Annotated in this window: 13 protein-coding genes, 1 tRNA gene and 1 pseudogene; 12 read left to right on the top strand and 3 right to left on the bottom strand. The window is 71.8% G+C overall.

Features of this window, described 5'->3' with window-relative positions:
• The first annotated feature begins 141 nt into the window (after positions 1 to 141).
• The gene (locus tag ACFYXV_RS07575; RefSeq protein WP_389382295.1) at positions 142 to 780 is read left to right on the top strand and encodes a TetR/AcrR family transcriptional regulator; all 639 of its coding nucleotides are present in this window, start codon (positions 142 to 144) and stop codon (positions 778 to 780) included.
• Positions 781 to 819: 39 nt separating this feature from the next.
• Entirely contained in the window at positions 820 to 1,758 is a 939-nt protein-coding gene (locus ACFYXV_RS07570; protein WP_385465628.1) for a serine/threonine dehydratase, read from the top strand.
• Here the strand turns inward: ACFYXV_RS07570 and ACFYXV_RS07565 are convergent.
• The gene (locus ACFYXV_RS07565) at positions 1,755 to 2,213 is read right to left on the bottom strand and encodes a universal stress protein (protein ID WP_385465625.1); all 459 of its coding nucleotides are present in this window, start codon (positions 2,211 to 2,213) and stop codon (positions 1,755 to 1,757) included. The genes ACFYXV_RS07570 and ACFYXV_RS07565 overlap by 4 nt on opposite strands.
• Before the next feature lie 187 nt (positions 2,214 to 2,400).
• On the opposite strand from ACFYXV_RS07565, the gene ACFYXV_RS07560 reads away from it, so the two are divergent.
• Positions 2,401 to 2,760, top strand: coding sequence for a hypothetical protein (locus ACFYXV_RS07560; RefSeq protein ID WP_383338630.1), 360 nt, complete (start codon positions 2,401 to 2,403; stop codon positions 2,758 to 2,760).
• 423 nt (positions 2,761 to 3,183) lie between these two features.
• Here ACFYXV_RS07560 and ACFYXV_RS07555 read toward each other — a convergent pair.
• Positions 3,184 to 3,259, bottom strand: a tRNA-Cys gene (locus ACFYXV_RS07555).
• A 362-nt stretch (positions 3,260 to 3,621) separates the two neighbouring features.
• On the opposite strand from ACFYXV_RS07555, the gene ACFYXV_RS07550 reads away from it, so the two are divergent.
• The 9 genes and pseudogenes from ACFYXV_RS07550 (at position 3,622) to ACFYXV_RS07510 (ending at position 15,065) form a co-directional block, all read left to right on the top strand.
• Positions 3,622 to 4,956, top strand: coding sequence for an ABC transporter substrate-binding protein (locus ACFYXV_RS07550; RefSeq protein WP_389382293.1), 1,335 nt, complete (start codon positions 3,622 to 3,624; stop codon positions 4,954 to 4,956).
• The gene (locus ACFYXV_RS07545; RefSeq protein ID WP_389382292.1) at positions 4,953 to 5,900 is read left to right on the top strand and encodes a carbohydrate ABC transporter permease; all 948 of its coding nucleotides are present in this window, start codon (positions 4,953 to 4,955) and stop codon (positions 5,898 to 5,900) included. The genes ACFYXV_RS07550 and ACFYXV_RS07545 overlap by 4 nt, the downstream gene beginning before the upstream one ends.
• Positions 5,897 to 6,727: a carbohydrate ABC transporter permease gene (locus tag ACFYXV_RS07540; protein WP_385465613.1), complete on the top strand. Its 831-nt coding sequence runs from the start codon at positions 5,897 to 5,899 to the stop codon at positions 6,725 to 6,727. The genes ACFYXV_RS07545 and ACFYXV_RS07540 overlap by 4 nt, the downstream gene beginning before the upstream one ends.
• Positions 6,728 to 6,816: 89 nt before the next feature.
• Positions 6,817 to 9,846: an alpha-mannosidase gene (locus ACFYXV_RS07535; RefSeq protein ID WP_389382290.1), complete on the top strand. Its 3,030-nt coding sequence runs from the start codon at positions 6,817 to 6,819 to the stop codon at positions 9,844 to 9,846.
• Positions 9,847 to 9,974: 128 nt separating this feature from the next.
• Positions 9,975 to 10,634, top strand: a complete 660-nt coding sequence (locus ACFYXV_RS07530; protein WP_389382289.1) for a DUF4328 domain-containing protein — start codon at positions 9,975 to 9,977, stop codon at positions 10,632 to 10,634.
• A 116-nt stretch (positions 10,635 to 10,750) separates the two neighbouring features.
• Complete coding sequence (locus ACFYXV_RS07525; protein ID WP_389382287.1) at positions 10,751 to 12,775, top strand: FAD-dependent oxidoreductase; 2,025 nt, start codon at positions 10,751 to 10,753, stop codon at positions 12,773 to 12,775.
• A gap of 70 nt (positions 12,776 to 12,845) precedes the next feature.
• Complete coding sequence (locus tag ACFYXV_RS07520) at positions 12,846 to 13,259, top strand: PaaI family thioesterase (RefSeq protein ID WP_383338646.1); 414 nt, start codon at positions 12,846 to 12,848, stop codon at positions 13,257 to 13,259.
• Between the two features lie 5 nt (positions 13,260 to 13,264).
• Positions 13,265 to 14,404 (top strand): annotated as a pseudogene (locus ACFYXV_RS07515) (MFS transporter); the annotation flags it as partial.
• 217 nt (positions 14,405 to 14,621) lie between these two features.
• A complete protein-coding gene (locus ACFYXV_RS07510) occupies positions 14,622 to 15,065 on the top strand; it encodes an SRPBCC family protein (RefSeq protein WP_383338648.1) in 444 nt (147 codons plus the stop codon).
• Between the two features lie 22 nt (positions 15,066 to 15,087).
• Here the strand turns inward: ACFYXV_RS07510 and ACFYXV_RS07505 are convergent, their stop codons facing one another.
• A complete protein-coding gene (locus tag ACFYXV_RS07505) occupies positions 15,088 to 16,641 on the bottom strand; it encodes an alpha/beta hydrolase (protein WP_389382467.1) in 1,554 nt (517 codons plus the stop codon).
• Positions 16,642 to 16,695: the final 54 nt, after the last annotated feature.

Raw genomic sequence — 16,695 nt, 5'->3', positions numbered from 1 at the left:
CAGCGGTGCGACTACCCTCTGTCAACATAAGTCGACGGTTATGGCTCAATGACCAGCAATATGGGCGTAGTCGGCGTCACACGATCGGGGAGTCGTGCGGGTGATACGCCGTATGTTCCAGTGGCTGATACGCTGTATCTCATGCCGAGGAGATCAGCGGCCCTGGACCGCGCGACGCCCGAGACGATCGCCGTCGCCGCCCTGCGCCTCATCGACGAGGAGGGGCCGCACGCGCTGAGCTTCCGCGCCCTGGCCGACCGGCTTGAGGTCTCCCACGCCACCGTCCAGCGCCGCTGCACCGACCTCGCCGGACTCCTCGACCTCTGCACGGAGCACCTCGCCGGACAGCTGCCCGAGATCCCGCCCGGGACCGGCTGGGCCGAGGCCGCCGAGCTGCGGTTCACCGCCCTCTACCGGCTGCTCGTCGCCCACCCCGGGCTGCTCGCGCTCCGCGGCGGCCGGCCCTGGCTCGGCCGCCAGCTGCTGGCCCGGCTGGTCGAACCGGCGCTCGCCGACAGCGTCGCAGCCGGGATGACGGCCGCCGAGGCGATGACCGCGTACCGCCGCATGTACCTGCTGACCCTCGGCAGCGCCGCCTTCGTGGACCACCGGGATCCGGCCGGCGCCACGGCCGCCTCGCGGGCGGCCCTGGCCGCACTGGACCCGGAGGAGTTCCCCGTGCTCACGGGCGGGCTGGCCGACGTACTGCCCGCCCTGACCGACCACGACGTGTACCACGGCGCACTGCGCCAGCTGATCGAGGCCAACCGGCCCGCCTGACCGAGGCCGACCGGCCCGCCGCCCGAAGGGAACCCCATCGTGGAACAGCAGCTCGACTACGCCGCCGTACGCGCCGCCGCCGGCCGGATAGCCGGGGCCGTCCGCCCCGTCGCCGTCGTCCCCGCCGCCGAGGGCCTCTGGTTCGCGCTGGAACACCTCCAGCACACCGGGTCCTTCAAGGCCCGGGGCGCCCGCAACTTCCTGGCCGCCCACCGTGACGCCGGGACCCTCCCGGAGGTCGGCGTCACCATCGCCTCCGGGGGCAACGCGGGCCTGGCCTGCGCCTGGGCTGCCCGTGCGGAGTCCGTCCCCGCGACGGTGTTCCTGCCCGTGGGCGCGCCGCGCGTGAAGGTGGAGCGGCTGCGCGGGTACGGGGCCGACGTACGGCTCGTCGGGGACCGGTACGCCGAAGCGCTGGCCGCGTGCGAGGAGTTCGCGGCGGGCAGCGGCGCGCTGAGCAGCCACGCGTACGACCACCCGCTGATCGCGGCGGGCGCGGGTACGGTGCTGGACGAGATCCGGGCGGGGCTGCCGGGGCTGGACACCGTGGTCGTCGCGGTGGGCGGGGGCGGGCTGTTCGCGGGTGTCGCGGCGGCGGCCCGTGAGCACGGCGTACGGGTGGTCGCGGCCGAGCCGGAGAACTGCCGGGCCCTGAACGCGGCCCTGGAGGCGGGCCGGCTCGTCGACGTGCCCGTGGACTCGGTGGCCGCCGACTCGCTGGGCGCCACCCGGGTCTCGGCGGCGGCGCTGGCCGCCGCGCGGGAGAAGAACGTACGGTCCGTCCTGGTCCCGGACCCGGCGATCACGGCGGCCCGGCGCGCGCTGTGGGAGGAGCACCGGATCGTGGTGGAGACGGGCGCGGCCACGGCCCTGGCGGCCGTCCGGACCGCGGCGCAGCCGCTGGGCGAGCGGGTGGCCGTCGTCCTGTGCGGAGCGAACACCGACCCGGGGGACCTGACGGCTCCCGAGAGGATCTAGTCCTCGTCCTCGTCCTCGCCCTCGCGCACGACGACCACCGTGCACGCCGCGTACTGCACCACCTGCTGGCTCACCGAGCCGAGCAGGACGCCCTTGAAGCCGCCGTAGCCCCGGGTGCCGACCACCGTCAGGTCCGCCTCCTTCGAGGCGTCCACCAGCACCTGGGCCGGCGAGCCCTGTTCGATGCGGCGGAAGACGGGCACGCCGGGTGAGGTGCCGACGGCCGAGGCCACGGTGTCCGCGAGACGCTGGCGGGCCGTCTCCTCGGCGCCGACCAGCTCGTCCGGGGTGCCGTGACCGACGGCGAACGGATTGGTGTTCCACTCCCAGCTCATGACGGCGTGTACCCGGCCGCCGATGGCCTTCGCCTGGGCCACGCCCCAGCGCAGGGCTTCCTTGGAATGGTTCGAACCGTCCACGCCGACGACGATCAGAGGCTCGATGGTCTCACTCACGGTGGGTTCCTCTCGTTTCGTCCGTATCGTCCTTGCCTCTTGTATACACGGGTGAGGGGGTCCGGCCTCGAACGGCGACGATCGTTGCGGGCGCGGAAGACTTTGGAGGACAGCGCGCGATCCCCGTGACTTGCGAAGCTCCGAGTGTCAGGAAGACCGGCGGGGCAGAAGGTACGGAGGAACGGACGTGGCACAGCGCAAGGGCTGTCTGATCGGCTGCGGGGTGGCGCTGGTGCTCGGCATCGCGGCCGTCGGGGCGCTCGTCTTCGGCGTCGGGAAGGTGGTGGACGCCGCGGGCAAGACCATCCTCGAACCCGGCGTCTACCGGTCCGTGAAGGTCGGCGACCCGGAGGACGCGGTCCGCGCGAAGATGCCGTCCGGTGAGAGCTTCATGAAGGACGCCCTGAAGTCGGGCGGTCCCGCCGAACCCGAAGGCAGCGTCTGCTCCTGGTACGTGTCCGCCGAGGACGGCGACGGGGAGACGGTGTACCGCTTCTGCTTCAAGGACGGAAAGCTCGCCGAAAAGGTCGAGTACCGGATGAAGTAGGGGAGCGGTGGCCGACCGGAGCCGCGTGAAGGCGGGGGAGGGCCGGGTCGCGACGGTCCGGGGGAGGCGGGCGAACTCCGCTTCGATCCAGGCCGGTACGGCCCTCTGCCGGCCCGGGTCGCACAGCGGCACGCGGAACACCAGCTGCCGCCGGGCGCGGGCGCTCTTCGCGGGCGTGGCCGAGCGCCGCCGCGCGGCGGTGAACGCCCCGCGCGCCAGGCCGTCCCACCCGGGCGGCGGGTCGGTGCCGACCACGCGGACGAGGGCGGCCATGTTGAACGTGCTGAGGATCCGGGCCTGTTCGTCGACGCGGCCTCACGGGCGAGGAGCTCGTCCTCGAACGGCCGCCAGACGGCGCGCGCTTCGCGCTGCGCCTCGACCGCGGGCTTCGGCTCGGTGGCTGCTGACCAGCGTCGGGTTCCATGGCCGGCGTGGCAGGTTCCGCCCCGGCGCCCTCCGACCGTGCAGGTCGGTGCTCTGGCTGCTGAGCTACACGCCGTGCGGGGCGTCCGCGACCATCCGAAGGCCGCATGTGCAACGGCATTTGGGCGGATGCCAGGTAAAGCGCATTAGTGCGGGGTCCGATGCAGTGCCGGTAAACAGTCAACATCCGCTGCCGGACGGGCGTTGTTATCGAATCGATATCGCGTTGAAGGCGGTTGGAACTAAAGCGCATCAGTCCAGGTTGTCGCGGTGTTGACTCAGGCGGTTTCCTCTGCCTCCACGGCCGCCGTCGGCATTCGGGACCCACCGGTACCCGCCCAACCGCACTTCGGCCGCATTGACGCGATCCGGCTTTGGGGTCAGCGTGGGCTGCGCGCTCCGGCAGAGAGGCCGGAACTCCCCCCGAAGGTGGCGACGATGACCCGTTCGAACGCGACCCGTACCGCCGTCGCCACGCTCGTGGCCGGCACGTTCCTCTCGGTCTCCGCCTGCGGGCTCGGCGGCGGCGCCGCGGACGTGGCGGAGGGCAGGAAGACCGGTGAGGTCTCCGGCGAGATCACCTTCCGCACCCTCCAGCTCAAGCCCAAGTTCACGGCGTACGTACAAGGAGTCATCGACGCCTTCGAGAAGAAGTACCCCGGGGCGAAGGTCAGATGGGAGGACGTCCCCGGCGACGGCTACAACGAGAAGCTCGTCGCCGACGCCCAGGCCGGAGCCCTGCCCGACGTGGTCAACCTCTCCACCGACTCCTTCCAGCTCCTCGGCGACCGCGGCCTGCTGGCCGACGTCGCGGGGCTCGACCCCGAGGTAGCCAAGGAGTACGTCCCCGGCGCCTGGGAGCAGTTCAAGCTCCCGGGGAAGGGCGACGGCGTGTACGCCTACCCCTGGTACGTGACCCCGGAGATCCTCACGTACAACAAGGAGCTCTTCGAGAAGTCCGGACTCGATCCGGCGCAGCCGCCGACCAGTGTCGAGCAGTTCTTCGACTACGCCGGCAAGATCGCCGCCGCGTCCGGCGGCCGGTACTCCGCCTTCATGGCCGACCCCAAGGGCCGCCTGCCCGGCGACTGGCAGAAGATGGGCGTGCCGATCCTGAACCCCGCGCAGGATCGTTTCGTCTTCGACACCCCCAAGGCCGTCGAGTGGGTCGAGCGGATGAAGGACCTGTACGCCAAGGGCGCCATGCCCAAGGAGTCCCTGCTCAAGTCCGACGACATCAACCAGCTGTACGGCGCCGGCAAGCTGGTCTTCGGCCCCGGCTCCCCGGGCTTCGTCAAGGACATCAAGCAGAACGCCCCGCAGATCTACGCCGGCACCCAGGTGGCGGGAGCCGTCACCGGGAAACTCGGCCACATCGGCATCTACGCCCAGTCGCTCGGCATCAGGAAGGACACCAAGCACCTGGACGCGGCCACCGAGTTCGCCAAGTGGGTCACCAACGGCCCCAACCAGGTGGAGTTCTCCAAGAACGCGACCATCTACCCCTCCAACGCCCAGGGCCTGGCCGATCCGCGCTTCGCGGACCGGGGCGACGGCACGGACGCCGAGACGGTGGCCCGCGCGGTCGGCGCCCGGGAACTGGCGAGCGCCGCGCTCGACGCCAACACCCCGGTCCAGTGGACCAACCAGGTCGGCGACGCCGTCGTCCGGGAGATGCAGAAGGCGATCCAGGGCGAGCAGGACCCGAAGGCGGCCGTGCGCAAGGCCCAGGAGGAGGCGAACCGGCTGCTCGCCAAGTCGGCCCGCAAATGACGCCGGGCCCCGCCCGCTCCGCCAGAGCGCGCCGCAAGGCCCTCGCGGCCATGGAGGCCGAGACCGGGCTGGTCCACCGGCGGTGGTGGACCCCCTACCTCTTCCTCGCCCCCGGCCTGGTGATGGTGGCCCTGTTCAGCCTCTGGCCGTTCGTCAACACCGTCGTGCTGTCCCTCACCGACGCCCAGATCCTGCGCGGCGGCGCCTTCGTGGGCTTCGACAACTACACCCGCGCCTTCGCCGACCCCGACTTCTGGACCGCCACCGGCAACAGCGTGCTGTACCTCGTGGTCGTCGTGCCCTGCCTGGTCCTGCTGCCGCTCGCCCTCGCCGTGCTCGTCCAGGCGAAGGTCCCCGGCATCGGGTTCTTCCGCTCGGCCTTCTACACCCCGGTGATCGCCTCGGCCGTGGTCGTCGGCCTGATCTGGCAGTGGGTGCTGCGCAGCGACGGGCTCGTCAACACCGTGTTCCGCAGGCTCAGCATCGTCTCGGAGCCGGTCCCGTTCCTGACCGACAGCACCATGCTCCTGGTCTCCGCCATGATCGTCACCGTGTGGAAGGGGCTCGGCTACTACATGGTGTTCTACCTCGCCGCCCTCGGGAACGTATCGCCCTCGCTCCACGAAGCGGCCGCGCTCGACGGCGCCGGCCCCGTACGCCGCTTCTTCAGCATCACCGTCCCCCAGGTGAAGCCGATGATGCTGCTGGTGGGCACCCTGTCGGCCATCTCCGCGCTGCGCGTCTTCACCGAGATCTACATCCTGGGCGGGGAGAGCGGCGGCCCCGGCGGCGGCGCCCGCACCCTGCCCTTCCTCATCCGGCAGGTCGGCCTCGGCTTCTCCGGCGAGACCGGCTACGCCTCCGCCGTCTCGATCCTGCTGTTCCTGCTGACCCTGGCCTTCAGCCTGCTGGGCCGCCGCCTGTCGAAGGGGGACGAGAGTTGACCACCACGCCCCGCGCACGGCTCGGGCTCGCCGCCCGGTACGCCACGCTGGTCCTGATGCTCGTCGTGATGCTCGGGCCGATCGTCTGGCAGTTCCTGACCTCGATCCGGGGCCGCACCGAGAACGTGTACGACGGGGTGCTGCCCCGGCGGCCCACCCTGGACAACTACGCCCTGGTCGCCGAGTCCTTCCCGCTGCTCCAGTACGTCGGCAACACGCTGATCGTGGCCGTCCTCGCGATCACCTCGAACATGCTCTTCGCGGCGATGGGCGGATACGCCCTCTCCCGGGCCGGGTGGAAGGGCCGCAAGTCCGTCTTCACGGTGCTGGTGGCCACCCTCATGTTCCCCTTCGAGTCCGTGATGATCTCGATGTTCCTGACCGTCCGCGAGATGGGCCTGGTCGACACCCTCATCGGCGTGTGGCTCCCCGGAGCGGTCTCCGTCCTCAACATCATGGTCATGCGCTCGGCCTTCCTCGCGGTGCCCAGGGAGGTGGAGGAGTCGGCGGTCCTGGACGGCGCCGGCGAATGGACCCGGTTCACCCGGCTGTTCCTCCCCGCCGCCAAAGGGGCCCTGGCCGTCGTCTGCATCACCAGCTTCATGGGCGCCTGGGACGATTTCCTGTGGCCGCTGCTGGTCCTCACCAACAGCGACCACTACACCCTCCAGCTCGGCCTGAAGACCCTGGCCGGCGCCACCACCACCAACGACCAGCGGATCGTCGCCGCCGGCGCGATGGCGGCGCTCTTGCCGATGATGCTGCTCTTCTTCGCCCTCCAGCGTTTCTTCTTCAAAGGAGTGGGCGAGGGAGCCGTCAAAATCTGAGTCCACGCGACCTGCCGTCCCGCGACCGATCCGCCGTCCCGCGACCGACCTGCCGTCATACGACCCCTCCCTCCCTTGGAGCAGCCGTCATGCACGACGACCGCAGCATCACCGAACACCGCCTGCGCCGGGTCCTCAAGGAGCGCATCAAGCCCGCCGTCCACTCCCGCCCGGTTCCGCTGGCGATCGGGCGCTGGGAGGCACCCGGCGAGCCCGTGCCGGTCAGCGAGGGGCTCGCGGCCCCGTACGGACCCTGCGCGATCGGCGAGACGTGGGGGCCCGCCTGGGGCACCACCTGGTTCAAGGTCACCGGCACCGTACCGGCCGAGTGGGCCGGCCGTACGGTCGAGGCCGTCCTCGACCTCGGCTTCGACCGGATGATGCCCGGGTTCCAGTGCGAGGGGCTGGTCCACCGGGCCGACGGGAGCGAGGTCAAGGCGCTGAACCCGTACAACGACTGGGTGCGGGTCGCCGATGCGGCGGCCGGAGGCGAGCAGGTCGAATGGTACGTGGAAGCCGCCTCCAACCCCGTCCTGGTCGACCACTCGGCCACGTACGAGGGGGACCGCGGCACCAGCGGTGACCAGCCCCTCTACCGGCTCGCCCGGATGGACCTCGCCGTCTTCGAGACCGACGTCTGGGAACTCGTACAGGACCTGGAGGTCCTCCACGACCTCATGACGCAGCTCGGCGAGGCCGACGCCCGGCGGTACGAGATCCTGCGCGCGATCGACGCCGCCCTCGACGCGCTGGACCTCGGGGACGTCCCCGGGACGGCGGCCGCCGCCCGTACGCGTCTCACCGGGGTGCTCGCCGCCCCCGCCCACGCCTCCGCGCACCGGATCAGCGCCGTCGGGCACGCCCACATCGACTCCGCCTGGCTGTGGCCGCTGCGCGAGACGGTCCGCAAGGTCTCCCGCACCACGTCCAACATGGTCAACCTGATGGACGCGCACCCCGAGTTCGTCTTCGCCATGTCGCAGGCGCAGCAGCTGGACTGGATCAAGACCCACCGGCCCGAGCTCTTCGAACGGATCAAGAAGAAGATCGCGGACGGGCAGTTCGTACCGGTCGGCGGCATGTGGGTGGAGTCCGACACCAACATGGTCGGCGGTGAGGCGATGGCCCGTCAGTTCCTTTACGGGAAGAAGTTCTTCCTGGACGAGTTCGGCATCGAAACCCGCAACGTCTGGCTGCCCGACTCCTTCGGGTACACCGCCGCGATGCCGCAGATCGTGAAGCTGTCCGGATCGCAGTGGTTCCTGACGCAGAAGATCTGCTGGTCGCAGGTGAACGCGTTCCCGCACCACACCTTCTGGTGGGAGGGCATCGACGGCACCCGGGTCTTCACCCACTTCCCGCCCGTCGACACGTACAACAGCGATCTGGGCGGCGCGCAGTTGGCGCACGCCGCGGCCAACTACCGTGAGAAGGGCAGGGGTTCACGCTCCCTGGTGCCCTTCGGATGGGGCGACGGCGGCGGCGGCCCCACCCGCGAGCACCTGGCCCGCGCCCGGCGCCAGCGCGATCTCGAAGGCTCCCCGCGCGTGGAGATCGAGCGGCCCGACGCCTTCTTCGAGAAGGCGCACGCCGAGTACGCGGACGCCCCCGTCTGGGCCGGCGAGCTGTACCTGGAGCTGCACCGCGGCACCTACACCTCGCAGGCCAAGACGAAGCAGGGCAACCGGCGCAGTGAATCGCTGTTGCGCGAGGCCGAGTTGTGGGCGGCCACCGCCGCCGTCCGGGTGCCGGGGTACGGGTATCCGTACGAGGACCTGGAGCGGATCTGGAAGACCGTGCTGCTCCACCAGTTCCACGACATCCTCCCCGGCTCGTCGATCGCCTGGGTGCACCGCGAGGCGCGCGCGACCTACGCCGAGGTACGGGAGGAACTGCGCGGGATCACGCTGGCCGCGCAGACCGCCCTGGCCGGGGAGGGCGCCGCCGAGCTGGTCTTCAACTGCGCCCCGCACACCCGGCGCGGCGTCCCGGCCGGCGGCGCGGGCCCGGCGCAGGCACCGGCCGGGTGGCAGCGGGTCACCGTGGAGGAGCGGCACGGCGGCGGGCACGTCCTCGCCAACGGGCGGCTTCTGGTGGAGATCGACGGGCGCGGGCTGATCGTGTCGGCGTACGACCTGGAGGCGCGGCGGGAGGCGCTGGCCCCGGGGGTGGCCGCGAACCTGCTCCAGATCCACCCCGACTTCCCGAACATGTGGGACGCGTGGGACATCGACGCCTTCTACCGCAACAGCGTGACCGACCTGGTGGAGCTGGACGCGCTGGAGGTGGCCGAGGGCGGCCCGGACGCCGTGACGGTCCGCGTCTCCCGCTCCTTCGGCCGCTCGGCCGCCGTGCAGTCGATCACGCTGCGGGCCGGGGCCAAGACCGTGGACCTGGTCACGGAGGTGGACTGGCACGAGACGGAGAAGTTCCTGAAGGCCGCGTTCCCGCTCGACGTGAAGGCCGAACGATCCGCATCGGAGACCCAGTTCGGACACGTGTACCGGGCGACCCACACCAACACGTCATGGGAGGCGGCGAAGTTCGAGATCTGCGCGCACCGGTGGATCCACGTGGAGGAGCCGGGGTGGGGTACGGCGATCCTCAACGACTCCACGTACGGCCACGACGTGACCCGCGACATGCGGCCGGACGGGGGTCAGACCACGACGGTCCGCCTCTCGCTCCTGCGGGCACCGCGCTATCCGGACCCGGAGACCGACCAGGGCGCCCACACCCTGCGGTTCTCGCTGGCTCCGGGCGCGCAGATCGCGGACGCGGTGCGCGAGGGCCACGCGCTGAACCTGCCGGAGCGGGTGGTGCCCGGCGCGGGCCCGGTCGCCCCGCTGCTGGCCGTGGACGAGGCGGCGGTGGTGGTCGAGGCGGTCAAACTGGCCGAGGACCGCAGCGGTGACGTGGTCGTCCGCCTCTACGAATCCCTCGGGGGCCGCGCGACGGCGTCCCTGACGGCCGGCTTCCCGCTCTCCGCGGCGTTCGAGACCGACCTCCTGGAACGGCCGCTGCCGGGTCCGGCCGTGGCCGCTCCGGCGGCGGACGGTACGGTCGCCCTCACCCTGCGCCCGTTCCAGATCGTCACGGTCCGGCTGCGCCGGGCCTGATGCGCACGAGCCCCCGCGGGGGTACCGCGCGTGGACGGGGTCGCACCGGTGACGTATGTTCCTGGCTGCCCGCCGGCCGCGTCGGCGGCCTTCGTCATGCCACCGTGCACTCGTGGGGGTTCCTCGTCATGTCCTTCGGTACCAGATCGCTGCCTCCGCTCGGTGCGCCGCCGAGCCGCTCGCTCCTCCGCTCGCCCCGGGGCCTGGCCACCGCGCTGACCGTGCTGCTGGCGTTGTGCGCGCTGACGCGGCTGCTCCTGCTGGCCGCCGACGCCGGCTGGTACCTGGCGCTCGACGGCACCCGGGACACGGATCAGGCCCGGCGGCTGTACACGATGGCGACGAGCGGGTCGCTGCTGGCGACGCTCCCCACCGCCGTGGTCTTCATCGTCTGGTTCCACCGGGTCCGGGTGAACGCCGGCGTCTACGCCCCCGAGCTGTTCCGCCGGGGACCGGGCTGGGCGGTCGCCGTCTGGTTCATCCCGTTCGTGGGCTGGACCTTCCTCGCCCACGGGGTCGCCACCAGCATCTGGGCGGCCAGTGCGCCGAAGCCGGCTCGTGGCGGCGCGCCCGTTTCCACGGCCCCCGTCACCGCCTGGTCGGCGACCTTCGGTGCCGCGATGCTCGCCTCGCTGGTCTCCGCCCGGATGGACGGAGCTGCCGGGACGCAGGCCGGGCTGCGCGATGCCGCGCTGGTCGCCATGGTGTCCGACCTGCTCTTCGTCGTGGCCGCCGGATGCGCCGTGGTCCTCGTGCGGAAGGTGTCGGCCCTGCAGGCCCAGAGGTGACCCGGCGGCGTGACCCGGCGGCGTGAACTCCGCCACTTGGTTATGCACCTAGTTGCACAATCGGCCCCTCCTCGCCTAGAACAGGTTCATCACCCCCGCGCGAGGAGGCGCCCCTCATGAGTTCCCAGAGCCGGTACCCGCACCTGCTGAGCCCCCTGGACCTCGGCTTCACCACGCTGCCGAACCGCGTGATCATGGGGTCGATGCACACCGGGCTCGAAGAGCACCAGGGCGGCTTCGAGCGGCTCGCCGCCTTCTACGCCGAGCGCGCCCGCGGCGGCGCCGGGCTGATCGTCACCGGCGGCATCGCCCCGAACGACGCCGGCCGGCCCTTCGAGGGCGGGTCCCGCCTCACCACCGAGGAGGAGGCCGCCGAGCACCGGGTGATCACCGAGGCGGTGCACGCCGAGGGCGGGAAGATCGCGATGCAGATCCTCCACTTCGGCCGCTACGCCTACCACAAGGACCTCGTCGCCCCCAGCGCCATCCAGGCCCCCATCAGCCCCTTCGTCCCGAACGAGCTCAGCGACATCGAGGTCGAGCGCACCGTCGAGGACTTCGTCCGCGCCGCCCGCCTCGCCAAGCTGGCCGGCTACGACGGCGTCGAGATCATGGGCTCCGAGGGCTACCTGATCAACGAGTTCATCGCCGCCGCCACCAACAAGCGCACCGACCGCTGGGGCGGCGCGTACGAGAACCGCATGCGCTTCCCGCTGGAGATCGTCCGGCGTACCCGCGCGGCCGTCGGCGAGGACTTCATCCTCGTCTACCGCCTCTCGATGCTCGACCTGATCCCCGGCGGCTCCACCCTCGACGAGGTCGTCCGCCTCGCCAAGGAGATCGAGTCGGCGGGCGCCACGATCATCAACACCGGCATCGGCTGGCACGAGGCCCGCATCCCCACCATCGCCACCTCCGTCCCGCGCGGCGCCTACACCTGGGTCACCAAGCGGCTGATGGGCGCGGTCTCCGTCCCCCTCGTCACCAGCAACCGCATCAACACCCCGGAGAAGGCCGAGGAGATCCTCGCCGACGGCCGCGCCGACCTGGTCTCCCTGGCACGCCCCTTCCTCGCCGACGCCGACTTCGTCGCCAAGGCCGCGGCCGGCCGCTCCGAGACCATCAACACCTGCATCGGCTGCAACCAGGCCTGCCTCGACCACACCTTCAGCGGCAAGATCACCAGCTGCCTGGTCAACCCGCGCGCCTGCCACGAGACCGAACTCGTGCTCTCGCCCACGAAGCTGAAGAAGCGCGTCGCCGTCGTCGGCGCCGGCCCGGCCGGCCTCGCCTGCGCCGTCTCCGCCGCCGAACGCGGCCACGCCGTCACCCTCTTCGAAGCCTCCGGCCACATCGGCGGACAGCTCGACATCGCCCGCCGCATCCCGGGCAAGGAGGAGTTCGAGGAGACCATCCGCTACTTCGGCACCCAGCTCGCCGCCCACGCCGTCGACGTCCGGCTGAACACCCGCGCCGAGGTCGAGACCCTCCAGGACTACGACGAGGTCGTCGTCGCCACCGGCGTCACCCCCCGCACCCCCGACATCGAGGGCGTCGAGCGCGCCAACGTCGTCAGCTACCTCGACGTCCTGCGCGACGGCGCGCCCGTCGGCGAGCGCGTCGCCGTCGTCGGCGCCGGCGGCATCGGCTTCGACGTCGCCGAGTTCCTCACCGACAGCGGCGAGGGCGCCTCCCAGGACCCCGAGACGTACTTCCGCCACTGGGGCGTCGACACCGCCTACGCCGGCCCCGGCGGGCTCACCGCCCCCGAGCGGCCCGCGCCCCCGCGCCGGGTCCACCTCCTCCAGCGCAAGACCACCAAGGTCGGCGCCGGCCTCGGCACCACCACCGGCTGGATCCACCGGGCGGAGCTCAAGCACCGCGGTGTGGTCTCGGTCGCGGGCGCCACGTACGACCGGATCGACGACGAGGGCCTGCACGTCACCGTCGGCGAAGAGCAGCGGCTGGTCCCGGCCGACACGGTGGTGCTCTGCACCGGCCAGGAGCCGCGCCGGGAGCTGTACGAGGCCCTGCTCGCGGCCGGCGCCCGGCCGCACCTCATCGGCGGCGCCGACGTGGCCGCCGAGCTGGACGCCAAGCGGGCGATCCGCCAGGGCACGGAGCTGGCCGCGACCCTCTGACCGGCCTCCGGAACGCCGAGGTCACCGAAGGGAGTTGTGGCGTCCGGGCCCCGGCCGCCACAATCTCCGGGTGACCTTGACACCCGCAGACGCAGACAAGATCCTCGCCGACAACTTCGCCCCGTGGGTGCTCGCCCTCGGGCTGACCGTCCAGGAGACGGGCGAGCGGCACGCCGTACTGCGGCTGCCCTGGTCCGAATCCCTCGCCCGGGACGGCGGCGGCCTCTCGGGGCAGGCGCTGATGGCGGCCGCCGACACCGCCACCGTCATCGCGATCTCCGCCGCGCGCGGGGCGTACGGCCCGATGACCACCGTCCAGCAGTCGACCAGCTTCCAGCGGCCGGTGGTCGGTGCGGACGTGCTGATCGGGGTCCGGGTGACCAAGCTGGGCAAGCGCATGGCCTTCGCCGACATCACCATGACCCCCGAGGGCGCCGACGAGCCCTCCGCGACGGCGTCGACGGTCTACGCCCTGCTGGGCTGAGCCGGGTGGCGGACCCGGTCCATCCCCCCTCGCTCTGGCGCAACCGCGACTTCAACGTCTTCTGGCTCGGCCAGGCGCTGTCCGTCCTCGGCGGATCGATCTCGCTGCTCGCGCTGCCCCTGCTGGTCCTCGACGCCACCGGATCCCTGGTCCAGATGGGCCTGCTCACGGTCGTCTCGGGGGTCGGGGCCATCGCGACCGGCCTGTTCGCCGGGTACGTGGTGGACCGCACGGACCGGCGCCGGCTGATGATCGCCTGCGATCTCGTGCGCGCCCTGCTGCTGGGCGCGGTCCCGCTCATCTGGCTGGCAGGGCCCCGGGTCTGGCTGCTGTACGTGCTGACGGCGCTGGTCACCGTCCTGAAGACGCTCTTCGACGTGGCGTACGTGACGGCGGTGCCCGGCCTGGTGCCCACCGAGCACCTGACCGCCGCCAACGCGCGGATGACGGCGGCCTTCGCGTTCGGGACCCTGTGCGGGCCGGCCGCGGCGGGGTTCATCGCCGCGGCGGTGGGCCCGGACTGGGCGCTGGGGGTGGACGGGGCGACCTTCCTGGTCTCGGCCGCGAGCCTGCGATGGGTGACCTTCGGCCGGGCCGGGGACGGCGACGGGCACGGGCATGAGCACGGGCACGGGCACGGGCACGGGCACGGTGCTTCGCGGGACCACGGGCCGGCGCCCGGGAAGCTGCGCGAGATGTTCGTGGAGGGGTTCCGCTTCCTGTGGGCCCATCCGGTGCTGCGGGCGCTGACCGTCCTGCTCACGCTGCTGACCTTCGTCACCACGGGCGCCACCGACCTGCTGATCTTCCGGGTCCAGGAGGAGCTGGGACAGAGCAAGGCCACCGTCGGATTCGTCATCGCCCTGAGCGGGCTCGGGATCGTCGGCGCGGCCCTGGCCGCCGCGCCGCTGCGCCGGGCCCTCGGCTTCGGGACGTGCTGGCTGGGCTCGGTCGCCCTGATCGGCGGGGCGGTGGCGGTGACCGGAGTGAGCGGGAGCCTGCCGGTGATCACCGTGGCGGCCGCGGTGTTCATGTTCGGGCTCACCCTCGGCGCGGTCTGCTCCCTGACCCTGCGCCAGGAGGTGACCCCGGCCGCGTTGCTCGGGCGGGTCACCTCGGCCTTCTGGACCGTCCACGGTGCCTCCGGTCCGGTGGGCGCGGCGGCCCTCACCGTGCTGGCCGGCCGGCACGGGGTGCCCGCGGTCAGTGTGGGCGCCGGGGCGTTCTGCCTGCTCATCGTCGGGGCCGGGCTGCTGACGCCGCTGCGGGGAAGCCGGGCCGGGTCCGCGCCGGCCCGCGCGGCGCGCGCACAGGGTGCGGGTCTGGGATCGTGGAACGCGGGGGAGCGTACGGAGGAGAGCCATGTCCGGACAGTTCGAGGCGACCGTCGAGATCGACCGGCCCGTCGGGGAGGTCTTCGCCTACCTGGCCGACGGCCGCAACGACCCGCAGTTCAGCCCGAGGGTCCAGGAGATCAGCAAGACGCCCGACGGCCCCACCGCAGTGGGCACGGTCTTCCGCAGCACGGTGAAGGACGCCGGGATGAAGACGGGCCGTGAGTTCCGCATCACCGGCTTCGAGCCGGAGAAGCTGGTCCGCTGGACGGAGCAGAGCAAGAACCTGGTCACGGCCGAGGGCGGATACGACTTCGAAGCCCTCCCCGGCGGCCGTACCCGGGTGCGCATCTTCAACACCCTCGAAGGACACGGGTTCGGCAAGCTGCTGGTGGGCCTGGCCGCGAGCGCGGCCCGCAAGGACGCGCCCGACTTCGGCCGCCGGATCAAGGCCGCCGCGGAGGCGTCCTGACCGGCGGCCGGAGCCGTCAGGCTCAGAACCTCCCGTCCGCCGGGACCGGGAAGCGCCGCGGCGACTGCGGGGCGATCTCCGAGCGGCGTTCCTGCGCGCCCGGAGCCGTCCGGCAGGTCACGTCCCGGGCGGGCAGCCTGCCCGTCGCCAGGTAGGCGTTGACCGTGGCGTTGGCGCAGGAGTTCGGGTCCGCCAGGTACACGCCGTGGCCCTCACCGCCCAGCGCGAGCACCATCCGCGAGCCCGCCAGCGCCTTGTGCATGCCCTGCCCGCTGGCCAGCGGGGTCTGGGAGTCCCACTCGTTCTGCACGGTCAGCACGTTGGTCTTCGTCTTCATGGCCGTCGGCGGCTCGATCGGCCGCTGCCAGTACGCGCACGGCTTGATGTTGGACGCGAAGTCCCCGTACAGGGGGTACTTCGCCTTGTCGCGCGCCGCCTCCCGCTGGTACTGCTCCGGGTAGCGGGGCCATTCGGTGTCCCCGCACACCACGGCCCAGAACACGGACGTGCCGTTGTCCGAGGCCGGCTCGGCGGCGGGCTTGAGCAGCCTGCGCTGCGACTCGGTCAGCCGGACGGGTTTGCCGTCGGCCGCGTCCTTCAGCGCCTTGACCAGGGGAGCCGCCTGCGAGGGGTAGAAGAAGAGACCGCGTGCGGTGCGGATGTCATCGCCCGTGACCTTGGTGCCCTCGAACTCGATCGGCTGCAGGTTCGCGCGGGCCACGAGGTCCCAGAAGGTCTTGGAGACCGCGTCCGGGGTCTCGCCGAGCCCGTAGTCGCCCGAGCGCTCGGCCGTCCACTGCGCCCACCGGTTGAAGGCGGGCTCCGCCTCGGTCGCCCACACCTGGATCATGCCCCGCCAGATGCGCTGGGGGTCCACGCCGCTGTCCAGCACGAAGCGGTCGCTGCGGTCCGGGAACATCTGCGTGTACACCGCGCCCAGGTAGGTCCCGTACGAGTAGCCGACGTAACTGATCTTCTTCTCGCCCAGCGCGGCGCGGATCGCGTCCATGTCGCGCGCGGTGTTGCGGGTGGTGATGAACGGCAGGACCGAGCCCGACTTCTCGCGGCACTTGTCCGCGACCGTACGCGCCCAGGCCACGTCCGCGGGGAACGTCTCCTCCTTGTACGGCCGGTCGAAGTTCTGCTCGGCGTCGGTCATCCCGCAGGTGATGGGGGTGGACGCGCCGACCCCGCGCGGGTCGAAGCCGATCAGGTCGTACTGGTCGCGTACGTCCTTCGGCATCAACTCGTCCATCATCAGCGGCAGATCGAGCCCGCTGCCGCCCGGCCCGCCGGGGTTGAGCAGCATGGCACCGTGCCGCTTGGCCGGGTCGGCGCTCTTGATCCGCGATATCGCGAGGTCGATCGTGCGGCCCTGCGGGCGCCGGTAGTCGAGCGGTACCTTGATCGTCGCGCACTCGTACGAGGCGGGCTGATCGGAGCTGCAGCGCTGCCACGCTGGCTTCTGCGGCGTGTACTGCGCGGCCGGGGCGGCGGTGGCCCCCGTCGCGGAGAGCAGCGGGACGGTGGTCGCGACGAGACCCGCGGCGGCGAGCATGGGTGCGAGGCGTTTCATTTTCACGAAGAGCCGATTCCTTCCGTGAATGCGATGGCCTCACCACCTTGTTGT

It is taken from the genome of Streptomyces sp. NPDC002181 (assembly GCF_042890485.1).
GTDB lineage: Bacteria > Actinomycetota > Actinomycetes > Streptomycetales > Streptomycetaceae > Streptomyces.
Note: the sequence above shows the minus strand (reverse complement) of the source record. Positions and strands in the feature narration are given on the sequence as shown.

Coding starts and splice junctions, on each gene's coding strand:
- ACFYXV_RS07550 (WP_389382293.1), top strand. CDS start 3,622: ATGACCCGTTCGAACGCGACCCGTACCGCCGTCGCCACGCTCGTGGCC.
- ACFYXV_RS07535 (WP_389382290.1), top strand. CDS start 6,817: ATGCACGACGACCGCAGCATCACCGAACACCGCCTGCGCCGGGTCCTC.
- ACFYXV_RS07525 (WP_389382287.1), top strand. CDS start 10,751: ATGAGTTCCCAGAGCCGGTACCCGCACCTGCTGAGCCCCCTGGACCTC.
- ACFYXV_RS07575 (WP_389382295.1), top strand. CDS start 142: ATGCCGAGGAGATCAGCGGCCCTGGACCGCGCGACGCCCGAGACGATC.
- ACFYXV_RS07505 (WP_389382467.1), bottom strand. CDS start 16,641: ATGAAACGCCTCGCACCCATGCTCGCCGCCGCGGGTCTCGTCGCGACC.
- ACFYXV_RS07530 (WP_389382289.1), top strand. CDS start 9,975: ATGTCCTTCGGTACCAGATCGCTGCCTCCGCTCGGTGCGCCGCCGAGC.
- ACFYXV_RS07510 (WP_383338648.1), top strand. CDS start 14,622: ATGTCCGGACAGTTCGAGGCGACCGTCGAGATCGACCGGCCCGTCGGG.
- ACFYXV_RS07545 (WP_389382292.1), top strand. CDS start 4,953: ATGACGCCGGGCCCCGCCCGCTCCGCCAGAGCGCGCCGCAAGGCCCTC.